Source organism: Methanococcoides sp., assembly GCF_030594565.1.
In the GTDB taxonomy this organism is placed as follows: Archaea; Halobacteriota; Methanosarcinia; order Methanosarcinales; family Methanosarcinaceae; genus Methanococcoides; species Methanococcoides seepicolus.
This window is the reverse complement of record NZ_JAUVEY010000038.1, coordinates 1-14,883: the sequence shown is the minus strand read 5'-3', so window position 1 is coordinate 14,883 and position 14,883 is coordinate 1. Positions and strand designations below refer to the sequence as shown.

The following is a 14,883-nucleotide window of genomic DNA, read 5'->3' as shown; positions in this document are numbered from 1 at the left end:
CTTTAAGAAGAGGGTCAAGGCTTACAGCTCTTACATTAAAACCTACGGCTCCAACGGTATCAACAGCATTGACCTCAGTTTCAAAAAACTCAAGAGGAGCATCCGATAAGAACTCCTGCCGACCTCTTTCAACAAGCTTTACCGCAGCTGCATTCGTTTCTGTGTCCAGATTATAGCCACCGATCACTGCAAGACCGGCATTCTTTGCATTTTTGCTGGCAAATGCACTGTCAGTGATACCAGCCATTGGCGCAAGCGCAATGGGGTTTCTGAAAGTAACATAACCAACTTGCAGATCAAAAAGTTCATCGCTCACAATAATAGCCTCATTCAAATGATTTAGCATATCTTGCGCTGTAGAAGAAAGTAGTTACATATTAATGTAACGTTAGGTAAATAGATAGATACAGACGACAAAGGACCGATAATAGTACCAACATTACTAGCAGATAATAACATCAAAGATCAGAAAAAGAGGCTATAAAGTGGAACCAATCAAAATTGCAGCCATACAGATGGATATTTGTCATTGCAATAAACAAAAGAACATCGAAAAGGCCCTTCGTTTCTCAGAAGAAGCCGTTTCAAAAGGTGCTGATATTATCATCCTTCCAGAAGTGTTCTCCACGGGCTTTTGCTATGAAGACCTTGAGAAGGCAGCAGAATCAAGACCATACCCCACGATTGAAGAAATAGCAGCATTCTCTAAAAAGAACAAATGCATCATGATAGGTTCCATAATCGAAAAACATGGCTCCGAGAATAGAGAAACATATACAAATCTGGGCTTTTGCCTGGAAGACGGAGAACTTGTCGGGACCTACACAAAGACACATCCTTTCGGAAAGGAAAAAGGATATTTCGCATCAGGAGATCTCATCGAACCGATACACCTTAAAGAACGGGATCTGATAATTGGGTTGCAAATATGCTATGAGATAAGATTTCCTGAAATAGCAAGGAAGCTTTGTCTTTCAGGAGCTGACATGCTCATAACCATTGCAGAGTTCCCGAAACCAAGAGAACATCAGTGGAGAACACTTGCCACTGCACGTGCCATTGAAAATCAGATATTCCACATTGCCTGCAATCGCTCCGGTTCAGACCCTAATTCCACATTCTTTGGAGGCACCATGATAATTGACCCCCTTGGAAACGTAATGGCAGGTGCAAAGGATGAGGAATGTGTGATCATCGGGGAAATTGATACATCCCTTATGAGAAAAACAAGAAAAGCAATACCGGTTTTCGATGATCGCAGACCAGACCTATATTGAGGAAAGAATAAAGAAAGGGAAAAAACAAAGGCAATTGAGATATTCAGATCATTAACGAGCTCAGATATTAAAATTGACATCAAGCCCAAGAATGGTCCTTGCGCCGCCTGCAATATCACGTGCTATCTCAGCACAGCCTATGGCAGCACTCCATTTACCGAGCAATTCGGGCTTCAGGTCAAGATGAGAACCTATTCTTTCAGCAACGTAGTCAACTTCACCAACTGAACCTGCAAGGAAGACCTTGCCATGTGAACCGTGATCTTTCATCAGGACCTGTATTGCTGCAATTTCCATTGATGCGAATAAAGCGATCCGATCCAGTGCCAGGATGGCAGCACTTTCACCATTGACTGCAGCTTCGAGAAGTTCATCATTACCCGAATAAGGAGTGTGTTTCAACACACCTGCATTTATGAAGGCCTCGTTGGCACTGCATTTACCCGCATCGACATCCCTTATAGCCTCAAGATCGAGCGGACCATGCCGGGTTCCCGGTGCAAAGATACAAGCATCTATAGCACCTATGAGCTTACCAGCACAAACACCCACTGTAACAGTGTTGGAGCTTATGTCTGAGACCACAAGGTCATCTATGCCCTTGCATTTGGCATTGTAGGCTATGCCTATCTTCTCAGGACTTGTGGAATGGGAAAAGACGTTCAATCGGGGATCAGTATTGCTTTTTGCATGGATCCCGGGAATGAGGACAGCAGGCATAGGAGAATTCTTTATCGCATCGAAAACAAGCGTTCCGGCTCCTGTCTTTTTGCCAACACCCTCTATGCTCAGAACGCCCCTGGAATCGACATTGTCCATATCCTCGATGCTTACGATACCATCACCCATGGAATAGGTCACGGCTGCAAGTTCTATATCAGATATTCCGATATCAAGATGAGAAATGATCGAATCGATTATCTGAGCCTCGGACATGCCCGATACCTCTGTACGCGGCATTTCAAATGTTCGTACATTTCCCTTACCGATCCCGGCAAAACGCATTGCGTTAGTTCCGTGGTCAACTCCGATAAACATCGATCACACCTTGCCATCAGATGTCGAAAAGCATAGCATTAAGCTCTTCCAGCAGATGTAGCCCCTCTTCACGGGTAGCAACTGTTGTAACGATCCTAATTTCCTGAGCTGATGTCCCATGGGACAGAAGAAGACGGAGATTACCCCTCTCATCAGGATGTGGAAGTACCTTTGCGGTCAGATTGCCCCCAGGTGAGCTCTTACCCTTAACAGTGATCACGGAGGGAATGATACCCTTGACCTTTTCGTGCTGACTGATGATAGCAAGGATCTTTTTGCCCTGACGCTCACCAATGACAGTGGTGTGTGCACCATGAAGTTTCTCTTTCAACGATGCTTCCTTACTTTTGACGGTAGTATCATCCATGAACAAAATTTGGAAGAATCATATAAAACGTTAGTGGTCTACAGAAAGTAAAATTTAAAAAAAGATAGGATATGCACCAAAAGGTGCATTTTCAAGTATCAGAGATTCTGAACATCACTCATGTCAAGAAGCTTTATCTTCGCATCATCAAGGACCTTGACAGCCCCCCTGATATCGTTGACGCGAACAATGAGGAAAGCTTTCTCTGTCCTGGTAACGAAAGCATAAGCGTAATCGATGTTGATATCCCTCTCACCAAGGACCTCTGCAATCATACCAAGCTGACCGGGCACGTCTTCCATCTCCACACCAAGGACATTGGTCTCCGAGACGGTAAATCCGGAATCATGCAGCACCTTGTGAGCCAGATCAGGATCATCAACGACCATTCGGATTATACCGAAATCGCCTGCTTCAGCAATGGTGAACGCCCGGATGTTAATACCGGCACCTTTGAACTTGTCAGAAACGCTTGCAAGCCTCCCTGGCTTGTTCTCTGCAAATAATGAAATCTGTTTGATCATTTTATCTTCCATGAGATCGCCCCATATCCTAATTTAAATGATGTCTTCTAAAGCTTATAACTTTCTGTTGTCGATCACTTTCTTTGCCTTGCCCATAGAACGTGGCAATGAACCATGTTCCACAAGTTCCACCTTGACAGCAATGTTCAACACGCCCTTAAGGGCTGATGCCACCTTTTTCTCCAGGTTGATGATATCATTGACCTTGTCACTGAATGCCACATCGGTCATCTCGATCTGCACCTTCATGATATCAAGCTCATTTATCCTGTCCACGATGATCATGAAGTGTTCGCCAACTTCGGGTATCTTCATGAGCACAGACTCGACCTGTCCGGGGAACACATTGATACCACGGACAATGAGCATATCATCTGCACGACCAAGAACACGCATGATACGTGGATGTGTCCTCCCACATTCACATTCATCCCAGTTCAGTACAGTGATGTCACCTATGCGGTATCGTATGAGTGGCAATGCTTCCTTTACAAGTGTGGTTATCACAAGTTCACCGCGCTCGCCGTTTGGTACAGGCTCACCGGTGTCAGGATCTATGACCTCAACAAGGAACTGGTCTGCCCAGATGTGAATACCTTTCTGTTCCCGACATTCCGTGAAGAGAGGACCGCTAAGTTCGGATGTACCGAAGATATCATAGGCTTTGATACCTGCTGACTCCTCTATCCTCTTACGCATTTCCTCGGACCAGGGTTCAGCACCGAAAACACCTACACGCAGATCAGTATCGTCCTGGAAGCTTACGCCTGCACTCTTTGCAGCCTCGATCATGAAAAGGAAATATGAAGGAGTGCAACCGATAACGGTTGTTCCGAGATCCTGCATCAGTTCGATCTGCCTGTCAGTATTACCGGAACTTGCAGGCAATACCGTACAACCGGTCTCTTCTGCACCATAGTGCATACCCAGACCGCCTGTGAAAAGACCATAGCCATAACCTATCTGCATAACATCGTCGCGTCCGACACCAATTGATGTCATGGCACGGGCAAGAGATGTGGTCCATGCCTTTATGTCATTATCAGTATAACCGACAACTGTGGGTTTACCGGTAGTACCGGATGATACATGAAAGCGTACAAGTTTGTTATTGGGAACACAGAACATACCTGTGGGATACGTATCCCTCAGGTCCTTTTTGTACGTGAAAGGAAGCTTCGTGACATCATCGAGACTCTTGATGTCCTCTGGCCTTATTCCTGCATCATCAAATCGTTTTCTGTAAAATGGAGAATGCTCATAGACATATTTTACGAGGTTGCATAACTTCTCCCCCTGTATCTCCTTCAACTCTTCAACAGGCATTCTCTCGATCTGTGGATTCCAATATTCTATCATATTTATCACGCTATTGTCGATCAATACTGATGGTGGTTTGTTACAACCACTTATAGACTCAACGGGTTTTTCTTAGTTCTCAAAATTTCTTTCACCAACTCAACGCACTCGAAGAGAATAGTGTCCATATCAGCTACAACGTCTATCCCTGCTGCACCTGCATGACCGCCACCGGTTCCATCGTAGTGGCTACTGATCTCTTCCATGATCTTGCCAAGATTAACACCTGCATTGACAGCATCGCGTTTGGCGCGACCGCTTACTCTTATGTTATCGGATCTTGCAGTGCCTACAAAAGCAACATCTCCACCGATATTGATAAGCATGGAAGAAGCAGAACCACCAAAGGAACTTACGTTCGAAGTAACGACCAGCCAATCACCGACACGTTCAACGTCTGCCCGTGATGCGGTTTTAAGCATTGCGATCCTCATGGAGACATCCTGAGGTGTTGATGCCATAAGGTCGAGCACTTCTGCATATTCGACACCGCTTGAATCGATTATCTCAGAAAATGTCTTGAACGTCCTGCTCGTGGCATGCTTGAAATGACCTGTATCTGTCACGACCCCGGCCATGAGTCCGAGAGCCATGCGATGCATTATAGGTGCACCCATGCATTTCAGAACATCATAGACGATCTCCGCTACTGATGTGGCATTACGGTGAAGATAAAAAGACGCGTTCTCTGTCAGTGCAGTAGTTGCATGATGATCTATTACACAATAGTTGGTAAGTTTAATATCATTGAGCTGTGCGCTGGTAGATGTGTCTACGACCACTACCAGATCATAATCTTTAGGATCAGGATTATCTATTACATCTATCTCCAGTTTATCAACAAGTAATGCTGCAACTCTGTTACAGCCATCCACAAGCCCCACTTTGCCTCCGATAGCCTCAGATAATGCAAATGCACTACTTATGGCGTCCGGATCGGCATTTCGATGGCAGAGGTATAGGATATTGTGATAATCTAGGAGACGGTTGTAGAATCCAGCTTCGTCAACCTGCATTGCTACCTCTCATCCATTCAGACAGGACTGTCTGAAAAGGATAAAGGAGGGTTTACAAGGATCACTGTCCCTGAGTACCCATTGCCTGCTTAAGTTGTTCCTGAAGCTGGGTAAAACGCTTTGAGATGCGCTCTTCCTGGCGTGTGGTGGATTGAAGCCTAAGTGAAAGTGTCTCAAGTCTTTCTTTCAGCTTTGTGATGGTATCATCCTTGTTTGACTGGATCTGAAGGTCACCTACAGCCCTGTAGACAACAGCATCATCGGAAAGCTTTTCAAGCTCTTCCAGTGCCATTTCAGACTCTTTCTTCATAGATTCCATCTGGTTCTTCTGCATAGCAAGAGCCTGCGCCTGCTGCTGAACCTGCTGCAACTGTGCAAGCTGATTCTGTACTTGTGGGGGTATTTCTGAACTCATATTGGTTTCACCTGACCAGTCAATAAACCTGAAATGATTTTAATGTTTCTATCCAAGGTCCAGCAAAATAAAAAGCAGGGTCTCTCATACACCATTTATGGCATTCTTACCGACAGCACATACATCATGTGCTATTTGTATCAGACGAAGCCAGGTGTTGAGTGTGGAACGCATTGATATGATGTCATCAGCAGTGATATTCATCACAAGGGAGGCATCCCTGACCTTTACATCCACGATAGAACGTTCAGAGACCATGGTCCCAAGCTCAGGTAAGATGCAACGATATATAGCCTCTGCATTCTCTGTTACAAAAACAGATTCAGAAGCCATTTTCATTCAGATATCCCCATTTTGCGATAATTTTTGATATTTAGCCTGAAAAGCATATTATCACGATAAATGAATTCAAGATAATCATCGCTGGCAATAAGGCATTTTGAATCGTAATAACATTCCCCTTCAGGAATATCGAAATAATGGGAAAGCAACTCGAATAGCTCGCCATCACCATTTATTGAAGGCTCCAGCGCCTTAAGAGGAACATATTTGTAACCGTCTGGGTAAAATACGCTCAGGTGGATAGATAACAGTTCAGCGCCCTCGCCATCGTAGAACATAATGCTCCCAGGACTTCCGTGATAATCACCTATGACCATCAACATATCATCTTCACATAAAGTAACGATGTCCATCAGACCCATTTTTCCACGGGCCACATATTCGCAATTAAAAAAAGATGCCAAATACTTGCACATAGTGCGAGTATTGGCTGAAGGTTTGCGAGAAGAAGTGATTAGCATGACTTCTTACTCGACCTTAACCTTTTTGATCGATGATTGCGGCCTTTCTTTTACAAGTATACGGTGCCCGCAGTACGGACAGCGAATACCAGTATATCCATAGTCGATCTCGACTGGCCGCTTGCATCGTGTACACTTATAGTCCATATTGATTACTCAACCTGTTCAGTGGCTTTCTTAACAGTCCTCAACACAGTCTTACCGACTGTAGTAGCTGGGATGTAAGTACCGCCTGCAAAAGTATATCCACATTTTTTACATTTCCAGATGCCAGTCCCAACTCTCTTTACAGTCAGGCGTGCACAGCTTACACATTTGTGCGCTGCATGCATCTTCTCTTCGAGATCAGCAACCAACTTTCGGTCTCTTCTACCATAGCGTGTACCAAATCTTCCTGCAGACCTAGATACACGTCCTTTCTTAGTATATTTCTTTGCCATTATAAATATCTCCTTGAAGCAGATTCCTATTTATGATCGAGCTTATAATGATCGAGTATAATCGTTACGAGCCTTCATTGAATCAGAGACGATTCAGATGTTGAGGAGGTATTCCCCTCTGATTTGCGCTCCTATCTCACGTGATTTTTCAACGGACCTCAGGAAGTTCTCTTCTGAGAGCGTACCTGGACCGCTTTTCTGCATAGCACAGATCGAACCATCCTGATTGGTCACTATAGTGAGTCTTAGATCACTAACTGATTCCTCATTATTGGTCGCATCAATGACAAGTTCCCCTCCAATGTCAACAAAGGAGAGAGAGACCGGCATTTCGCAGATAGGCAGTTTTACGTCATCTCCACGACCTTCGCGTTCCCCTGGAACAGTTGCTGTCATAAGCGCCGCAATAGCACCGATTGAAGCAGCATCCAGTAAATTACCACTGTCGTTAAGCACATGAACATCTATGAAAACTATCCAGACCTCTACCCCTTCCGTAATACACAACTTGTTTAAATCAATTGCGCCTGATTCACGGATACCGCGGTCTACCACACGTGCCATTTCAATAGCTTTCTCTCGTGGTGGACCAGCTTCGAAGTTTGGTGAAGCTATAGGATTAAGCTCCATACTTGTGATAATGACGCCCTTGTCTGCAGAATCCGCGAACGGAGAGCCTACCTGCAGTTTGACACCGACAAGTACCTGCGTATCACCCAGCAAGACCTTTGCAGAGCCTTCTGCCTTATCAATGACATTGGTCTCAACTATCAGATCACGCACTTCATCGAACCCACGACCATCTTCACGCTGGCCTTTGAGAGCCAGATTGAACAAATAATCTTTTTTAAGTCTTGATATAGCTTCACTCATTTTTCTCACCCTCATCCTCATCGGACTCCGCGCCCTCTGGTTCTGAAGAGCTGTCACCCTCGGACTCAGTACCTTCATTTATCTCGAACTCAGAGACATCTTCCCCGAACAGGTCCTCAGCTTCATCAGAAGTATCCTCGACCTCATCATCCGTGAAAGCCTCTCCCTCATCCTGAAGTTCGAGGTCCTCATCCACTTCATCTTTAAGCTCGTCGTCCTCATCCTCAAGTGCGACTTCAGAAACTACCTCAGAAACTACTTCAACGTCCTCAGTTTCATCTTCAGAGGTTGCGACCTCAGCCTGAAGTTCAGCTTCCTTGAGGAGCTCCTCTTCGTCAGTAGTACCGAACTTTGATAAAAGGGCCTCTTTCTGGATAGCAAAGATCTGCTCACAGCCCTTCCTGGCCATTTCGATACCCTTAGCGATCTCATCAGCAGTAAGGTTACCATCCATCTGAAGTAAAGTGATCTCGCCATCCTCGGTCATTGCAATAGGCAGGTCAGCATCACCATAATTGTCTTCGGGTTTGTTAAGGTCGAGCACAAGCTGACCATCCACCTTTCCGACAGCACATGATGCAACCAGTCCCTTCATAGGAATACCTGCATCCACAAGTGCAAGTGTAGCAGCATTTATAGCTGCTGTCCTTGTACCTGCATCTGCCTGAAGGATCTCTGCAAACACATCAATAACAGCACCGGGATAGAACTGTTTCATAACAACAGGTTCGAATGCTTCTCCGCTTACCTTTGAGATCTCAGTACTCCTCCTGCTTGGACCAGGACGGATACGATCCTCCACAGAGAAAGCAGCCATATTATACCTATACCTTACAAGTGCTTCACTTGGACGCTGAAGCCTGCGTGGGTGAAGTTCCCTCGGGCCATAAACAGCTGCAAGGACCTTGTTGTTACCCCATTCAAGATAACAAGAGCCATCTGCTCTTGAGAGTACGCCCATTTCCACGGTCATTGGGCGGATCTCATCAACACGCCTACCGTCAAGACGAAGTCCATTCTCGTCAATAAATTTTTCCGGTTTATCACTCATATTTAATCTCCAATTTCATCTCATTCTCCCATCTGTAAACACAAAAGGTCTTAATCAGTCCCTTCAGGATCATTTTCCAGCAAGACATCGACCTTACGACTGGTCTCTTCGGTAACGTCATCATCTTCAAGGGACACACCAGCAACTTCCTCATCTACTAGCTGTTCTTCATCGGAACTCTCAGTCCCTTCCGGCCCACCCCTCAAAAAAATGCCGACCTTATCCGTTAAACCGGATATATGAGATTCACTTTCTATCATTTCGATCGCTGTTGTCAGACGATCCATATCGTTATCCCTACCATTGATCCAGATACGGCCGTTCTTTCCTACGAAAACATCACAATTCGACTCTTTCTTAAGAATAGACACCATTGAACCCCCGTGCCCGATGACACGTGGTACCTTTGCAGGCATAACTTCAATGATACGACCTTGTCTTAGGACCTTTGAGCCCTGTTCACGCATTGAAAGCTCTACTTTCATAGCCTTGCTGACATCTTTCACACGAACAACGACAGAATCCCCAATATCCATGAACTTCCTCATTTCAGAAGAATCAACACGTTTCGGAAATTCGGATACATGAAGTAGACCATCATAAGGAGAACCTGTTTCCATTATCCAGTTGGAAGGAGTAACATCAATGACTTTCACAATAATGAAATCCTTACGCGAAGGAATATATTTTCCAGAAAAGGGTACTACTGAAACCCTTCCCTTGAAATTCGCAACTCCATAAAGTAAAGAATATATATTTCCGTCTTTAACATAAGTGCCTGGCCCGGCCATTTCTTTCTTCTCAGAAAGCAATTGCCCGGGAATTACTATATTACGATCCATTAATTAACCTCTTACAAAAGTTTTGTTTCCGCATCACCTTTTGTCAGATGGTTCACAAGACCATAAAAGTCATTCTGCATGCCTGCAGGGATCTTGACAACCGCAACCCAGGAACCATCGTTCTGCCAGCTATCCCTGAGCATGGTCCCGAACTTTGCGATATCCCCATAGGATTTTGCTGCATAGTCTGAAGGGATCTTGACAGCGATCTCAACTTCTTCAAAACGAATAGGAATAATCGGTCTTATTGCCTTCATGACAATATTGACCTGCTCATCCACACTCTTCAGAGGATCGATATGGATCTTTGCCTCTTCCATTGCTTTTTCGATCCTTCCAGGAGGGTGAGGTGCCCTTGTCTGAGGATTTATCGCATTTTGTGCAATAGTGGAAATGACCTGTCTGGTCTTCTCCTCAAGAATATGTTTCCTCTGTTCCTTGGTAAGCTGAAGTTCGCCGTGTTTGATAATATACGCTGCGATCTCAAAAACGTCATCTGTCTGGAATGCATTGGTAAGATCGGATTCAGATGCATGGTCTCCCCTGCCAGAATCCTCGAAAACGGCCTCTACTGCAAGAACGTCCTCAATTTTAACATTGCCTCCTTTCTTGAACTCCAGAGCCCCGTCAGGATCCACAAGCACTTCATAATGTTTGCTGCCTTTCTTTAGCCTTGCAACCAATGATTCATCAAGAGATACCATACTCTAAACCCTCCTATATTACCCAATAATGCTCAAAAACACATTATTCGTCCTGCTGCTTTTCCTCATCTGCTGCTTCTTCAGTGGTTTCGTCAGCATCGTCTTCCTTATGTTTAGCAAGAATGGCTTCAACGTATGACTCGACCTCTTCAACGGGACATTTCCTGAACTGGCGGTCCTCAAGAGTGACCATGCCCACTTCAAGTGTTGCAGGATCGATCTTTACATCAGATGCCCTGTAAAGTGCTTCCATTCCAAGCATTACTGCTTCTTCCATGGTCATGTCATCACGATGCATTTCCTCGAAAGTTTCCATGAAAACATTTCTGCCTGCTCCGATAGCTGTTGCCTTATACTCAAGAAGTGCACCGCTAGGGTCACTTTCGAACAGCCTGGGTTTGAGGTCATCGACACCTGCTATCAAAAGTGCAGTACCATAAGGACGGACACCACCATATTGCGTGTATGTCTGTTTGTGGTCACATATCTTCTTTGACAGAACCTCAACACCGATAGGCTCATCATAGGTGGCCATGTTGATCTGAGCTTCCACTCTAGCCCTGTCCACGAGAGCACGTGCATCAGCAACAAGACCTGATGTTGCAACTCCGATATGCTCATCTATCTGGAATATCTTTTCGATGGATTCCGCTTCGATCAACCTGCTTGTGATCCTCTTGTCAACAATAAGGACAACACCGTCCTTTGCTTTAATTCCAGCAGCGGTAGTGCCTCTTTTAACGGCTTCCCTCGCATACTCTACCTGAAAAAGCCTTCCATCGGGACTAAAAACAGTAATTGCTCTATCATAACCCATTTGTGGTGCCATTTGCATGCTCTCTTATCTCCTACTAATTATTTTGTGATTCTAAAAAACGTATGAATAGAGTTTCTGTACATTCACCTAGTTCACTTGAAGTAATTCCAAATTATAATATATATGGCTGTTTATGTCTTTTCTTCAGGACTATATACAGTACACCCTTCTAAATACTTTGTTGTTGCTCCATGAACAGTCCCGGATATACCAAGAACATGAATTATCACCGGCTTGCCATCCACCGATGTAACCGAAGCAAGAACAGCACGGGTCATATCCATACGGTCCCGAAGACAACGTACAATACCTTTTGAATCCTCAAAGTCAAGTAACTTCATATCGCATTCACTTGAACCCTTATCGCCCACTAGCGAACTGGCACATGAGAATATCTCACGAAGGAGATCACTTCGATCGACCCTATTGCCACCTATAAGTTCAAATGCAAAATATCTGCGATCCTGACGCAAGGTCGGAGGAAGGACTTTCAGCTTCATTCATCCTCCTGAACAGAAAGAGAAGGCTCAAGTATCTCCACCCCTTCACAAACATAGTTCTTATCATGTCGTTTATTTTGAACTATCCCCAAAGGAGTTTCCGATAATGCCATAATGGCCTCATCCTTTTCCATTCCAAAAAGAACTGCAAGTGCAATGATCTCCCGAGGTGCACGCAGGCCAAAGATAGACGAAGCATTGCTTGTAAGCAACATTGGAACATCATATTTCCTTGAAAGTGCCAGATAATCCCTGAAATGAGATAGACTGTGCACACGTCTGCCGCCACGGGACATGATCAACGAATCAATATCAAATGCAATAGCAACATTATTTTCACTCGCAGATTTTGCAAGCACATGATTTAAGCCACTGCCCTTTGGAGTGGACGGGTGTAAAAGGACATCAACGTTCGAATTCTCCAATGCTGCACGATTAATTCCCTCATCGCCACCATGCACAGCCAGAACATCCACGTTATTGCGATATTTTCCAACAAGACCATGAAGTTTAGATGGATTGGAAGCCACAATCTCGACCGTACGAAAAATATCAAAACCTTCAATGCCATCAGATTTTAGCAGTCCCTCTGCCGTGGAATGATTGCTCAGACCGATCCCGGCAAAACCAAGATGCTTTGCCATTGAGACCAGTTCTTGTACCGTATTTTTTCCATCCGGCACAGAGTGAATACTAAGATCATAGAATGAACGTTCAGCCAAATAATTCCTCCACGATCCTGCCGGCATTAAGCCGATCCTTTGGATACGTTTCGATCTTCACCTTCACAATTATCGCATCCGATGAAGAGGATAACTTGATCTGGCCATTGAAAGCTGCCTGCTTGTCGAATCTCAGATGGAACATCTGGTCATCATCAAGACGGTCAGGCATCTCCTCACGAAGAAGTTCTACATCTTCAGGCGTCATGTTCGGTCTGACGAATGCGGCAAAGGCCTTTGTGTCGGGCTTGCGCTTGATAGTTGCACTGAACAGGGTAATAGGATTACCATGATACCCTTCGAAGACCATGGACTCAACGTACTTATCCGTATCAGTACACTTGCCCTTGTCAAATGAATTCAATAAAAAGAGATCCAGAGCAGATCTTACTCTGGACTCATCCTCAGTAGCATGTGCGCTTACACGCACAGAGATATAGTGGATCACTTTTTGCTTCTGTTAAGGTTTGATCTTACGCTTGGCCTGGTCTTCTCAGTACCGGTACCGCGCGTCTGCATGCCTCTGCCCTTGCGGCCTGCACTGGTCTTACCACGGAATACCCTACCGCTGTGAGCCTTGCCACAGATCCAGTTGAGGTTCTTGTCAGATTTGATGACAGGGTGGCTTGGGTCAACGAGAATTACCTCGTACCATTTCTGCTTACCATCTTCGCCCACCCAGTAAGAGTTAAGGACTTCCATGTTAGGGTACTTTCTTGCAGCACGCTCTTCAGAGATCCTCTGAATGCTCTTACCGACAGTGATCTTGTTCTTACCGGTGTGCTGAGTACGCCTTCCACGAATGTAACGGGACTTTCTCATGCTACCCCTTCGTACTTTTACACGAGCAACAACGATACCCTGCTTGGCCTTGTAACCAAGTGATCGTGCACGGTCGATACGTGTTGGGCGTTCTACTCTTGTAACAGAGCCTTCCTTTCTCCATACCTGAAGCCTTTCCCATCTAAGGTCACGGACGTAAGTCTCGTCAGGGTTCTTCCATGCATCTCTTATATATCCATAAAATGATTTTGACAATTTATTCACCTTGTTTCATGTTAGTTTCACGGTTCAGCTGAAGTTTTCAGCCACACTCCTACGGGACATTATCCCGACAATGAAACATCGATTAGTACGTACACTATGACATTTAAGTCTTTGTATCCAACAGGATTGAAAGGATGATGGCATACACCAATTAGAACAAAAGCAAGAAAAGAAAAACGTGGGGCTGAAGAAAAGTTGACAAACCTTATGGTCGAATATGATGAGAGTATCTCGAAAGTGAAATCATATGAAATTAAAAAAATGTAAGTTGAGAGATAACTCCCTCAACTAATTCTTAATAATAGGGCTCACCTATACGATACATATCTATCAGTTCACTGAGTTCTGCAATAGATATTGGGCCCTGTTTACGGTAGTCATCGATTGCCGCACTCACATCACCAATATCAATCAAATGGTCCTCGTTTTCATCGTACGGATTGTATGGAATTACATGGTCTGTAGCTGGTTCACCCCATCCGAAGTTCTGCGTGTACGTTGCAGCATTGCTGTATGTTCTGTCATCGTATACGAATTCACCAACCCATATACCAATACCGATCTCATTATAACTGGGGTTCAATATATTTGCCCTATGCCCAGCAGAATTCATAAGACCTTCATGAGCTATTGTAACACTTGGAGGTACCCTGAAAGCGATGTTCTCAGCATAGCTATAAGATTCATAGCCAGAGCTCCTGATCCTTGTAGAGAAAGAGGTACCATCGTACGAATTGTGGCTGAAATAATCCTTGTCTATCATCTCTTGACTGTGCTCACTTGCCACATCGTTAAGAAGAGAATTGAACCTAAAGGGATCAAGCCCATTTTCTTCGCGCTCCTGATTTATAAGGTCAAGCATCTGCTGTTCTTCCCCAGAATATGGATTATCAGCACTTGCTGCAGGGACAAGCAAACAAACCATTAGCAAGGAAACCAATAGGATATTTAATTTGTTCATTTTTCACTTACCGCCCAATATTAGAATTAGACTATTCGTTAATAATACCCTCATATTTATCAAATTGAGTTTATACAAAGTCGTTCGTCCTTTGCATTGAACAACTATATACATCTAATGCACACAA

Annotated in this window: 21 protein-coding genes and 1 pseudogene; 1 reads left to right on the top strand and 21 read right to left on the bottom strand. The window is 44.5% G+C overall.

What is annotated here, in order from left to right; genetic code table 11:
* Positions 1 to 316: pseudogene (locus QAS77_RS04970) on the bottom strand (methanogenesis marker 9 domain-containing protein); the annotation flags it as partial.
* 169 nt (positions 317 to 485) lie between these two features.
* Between QAS77_RS04970 and QAS77_RS04965 the strand changes: the two are divergent.
* Positions 486 to 1,277, top strand: coding sequence for a carbon-nitrogen family hydrolase (locus QAS77_RS04965; protein ID WP_305064334.1), 792 nt, complete (start codon positions 486 to 488; stop codon positions 1,275 to 1,277).
* Between the two features lie 60 nt (positions 1,278 to 1,337).
* On the opposite strand, the gene QAS77_RS04960 is transcribed toward QAS77_RS04965, so the two are convergent.
* From QAS77_RS04960 to QAS77_RS04865, 20 genes are all read right to left on the bottom strand, one after another.
* Positions 1,338 to 2,315 carry a methanogenesis marker 12 protein gene (locus tag QAS77_RS04960; RefSeq protein WP_305064333.1) on the bottom strand — a complete coding sequence of 326 codons (978 nt, stop codon included), beginning with the start codon at positions 2,313 to 2,315 and terminating at the stop codon, positions 1,338 to 1,340.
* Positions 2,316 to 2,331: 16 nt separating this feature from the next.
* Positions 2,332 to 2,682, bottom strand: a complete 351-nt coding sequence (locus QAS77_RS04955) for a DUF2103 domain-containing protein (RefSeq protein WP_305064332.1) — start codon at positions 2,680 to 2,682, stop codon at positions 2,332 to 2,334.
* Between the two features lie 98 nt (positions 2,683 to 2,780).
* On the bottom strand, positions 2,781 to 3,218 hold the full coding sequence (locus QAS77_RS04950; protein WP_305064331.1) for an ACT domain-containing protein: 438 nt from the start codon (positions 3,216 to 3,218) through the stop codon (positions 2,781 to 2,783).
* A 42-nt stretch (positions 3,219 to 3,260) separates the two neighbouring features.
* Entirely contained in the window at positions 3,261 to 4,565 is a 1,305-nt protein-coding gene (locus QAS77_RS04945) for a phenylacetate--CoA ligase family protein (protein WP_305064330.1), read from the bottom strand.
* Positions 4,566 to 4,615: 50 nt separating this feature from the next.
* The gene (locus tag QAS77_RS04940; protein WP_250867564.1) at positions 4,616 to 5,581 is read right to left on the bottom strand and encodes a DHH family phosphoesterase; all 966 of its coding nucleotides are present in this window, start codon (positions 5,579 to 5,581) and stop codon (positions 4,616 to 4,618) included.
* A 61-nt stretch (positions 5,582 to 5,642) separates the two neighbouring features.
* Positions 5,643 to 5,996, bottom strand: coding sequence for a prefoldin subunit beta (locus QAS77_RS04935; protein ID WP_305064329.1), 354 nt, complete (start codon positions 5,994 to 5,996; stop codon positions 5,643 to 5,645).
* An 84-nt stretch (positions 5,997 to 6,080) separates the two neighbouring features.
* Positions 6,081 to 6,335, bottom strand: a complete 255-nt coding sequence (locus tag QAS77_RS04930; protein WP_250867562.1) for a KEOPS complex subunit Pcc1 — start codon at positions 6,333 to 6,335, stop codon at positions 6,081 to 6,083.
* Entirely contained in the window at positions 6,332 to 6,799 is a 468-nt protein-coding gene (locus QAS77_RS04925) for an rRNA maturation protein (protein WP_276575057.1), read from the bottom strand. Before QAS77_RS04925 ends, QAS77_RS04930 begins: the two co-directional genes overlap by 4 nt.
* A gap of 6 nt (positions 6,800 to 6,805) precedes the next feature.
* The gene (locus QAS77_RS04920) at positions 6,806 to 6,946 is read right to left on the bottom strand and encodes a DNA-directed RNA polymerase subunit P (RefSeq protein ID WP_011498374.1); all 141 of its coding nucleotides are present in this window, start codon (positions 6,944 to 6,946) and stop codon (positions 6,806 to 6,808) included.
* 5 nt (positions 6,947 to 6,951) lie between these two features.
* Entirely contained in the window at positions 6,952 to 7,239 is a 288-nt protein-coding gene (locus QAS77_RS04915; protein WP_250867561.1) for a 50S ribosomal protein L37ae, read from the bottom strand.
* A gap of 93 nt (positions 7,240 to 7,332) precedes the next feature.
* Positions 7,333 to 8,121, bottom strand: coding sequence for an exosome complex protein Rrp42 (gene rrp42 / locus QAS77_RS04910; RefSeq protein WP_250867560.1), 789 nt, complete (start codon positions 8,119 to 8,121; stop codon positions 7,333 to 7,335).
* Entirely contained in the window at positions 8,105 to 9,163 is a 1,059-nt protein-coding gene (rrp41, locus tag QAS77_RS04905) for an exosome complex exonuclease Rrp41 (protein ID WP_305064328.1), read from the bottom strand. Before rrp41 ends, rrp42 begins: the two co-directional genes overlap by 17 nt.
* Before the next feature lie 50 nt (positions 9,164 to 9,213).
* Complete coding sequence (gene rrp4, locus QAS77_RS04900) at positions 9,214 to 10,005, bottom strand: exosome complex RNA-binding protein Rrp4 (RefSeq protein WP_250867558.1); 792 nt, start codon at positions 10,003 to 10,005, stop codon at positions 9,214 to 9,216.
* 11 nt (positions 10,006 to 10,016) lie between these two features.
* The gene (locus tag QAS77_RS04895) at positions 10,017 to 10,709 is read right to left on the bottom strand and encodes a ribosome assembly factor SBDS (protein WP_250867557.1); all 693 of its coding nucleotides are present in this window, start codon (positions 10,707 to 10,709) and stop codon (positions 10,017 to 10,019) included.
* Between the two features lie 43 nt (positions 10,710 to 10,752).
* Entirely contained in the window at positions 10,753 to 11,544 is a 792-nt protein-coding gene (gene psmA, locus QAS77_RS04890) for an archaeal proteasome endopeptidase complex subunit alpha (protein ID WP_250867556.1), read from the bottom strand.
* 113 nt (positions 11,545 to 11,657) lie between these two features.
* A complete protein-coding gene (locus QAS77_RS04885) occupies positions 11,658 to 12,026 on the bottom strand; it encodes an Rpp14/Pop5 family protein (protein WP_305064327.1) in 369 nt (122 codons plus the stop codon).
* Positions 12,023 to 12,748, bottom strand: coding sequence for a ribonuclease P protein component 3 (gene rnp3 / locus QAS77_RS04880; protein ID WP_250867554.1), 726 nt, complete (start codon positions 12,746 to 12,748; stop codon positions 12,023 to 12,025). The genes QAS77_RS04885 and rnp3 overlap by 4 nt, the downstream gene beginning before the upstream one ends.
* Positions 12,741 to 13,178 (bottom strand): RNA-binding protein, encoded by a 438-nt coding sequence (locus QAS77_RS04875; RefSeq protein WP_442920358.1) that lies wholly within the window; start codon positions 13,176 to 13,178, stop codon positions 12,741 to 12,743. Before QAS77_RS04875 ends, rnp3 begins: the two co-directional genes overlap by 8 nt.
* A gap of 14 nt (positions 13,179 to 13,192) precedes the next feature.
* Positions 13,193 to 13,786, bottom strand: a complete 594-nt coding sequence (locus QAS77_RS04870) for a 50S ribosomal protein L15e (RefSeq protein ID WP_011498364.1) — start codon at positions 13,784 to 13,786, stop codon at positions 13,193 to 13,195.
* A gap of 304 nt (positions 13,787 to 14,090) precedes the next feature.
* Positions 14,091 to 14,756 carry a CAP domain-containing protein gene (locus tag QAS77_RS04865; RefSeq protein WP_305064325.1) on the bottom strand — a complete coding sequence of 222 codons (666 nt, stop codon included), beginning with the start codon at positions 14,754 to 14,756 and terminating at the stop codon, positions 14,091 to 14,093.
* Positions 14,757 to 14,883: the final 127 nt, after the last annotated feature.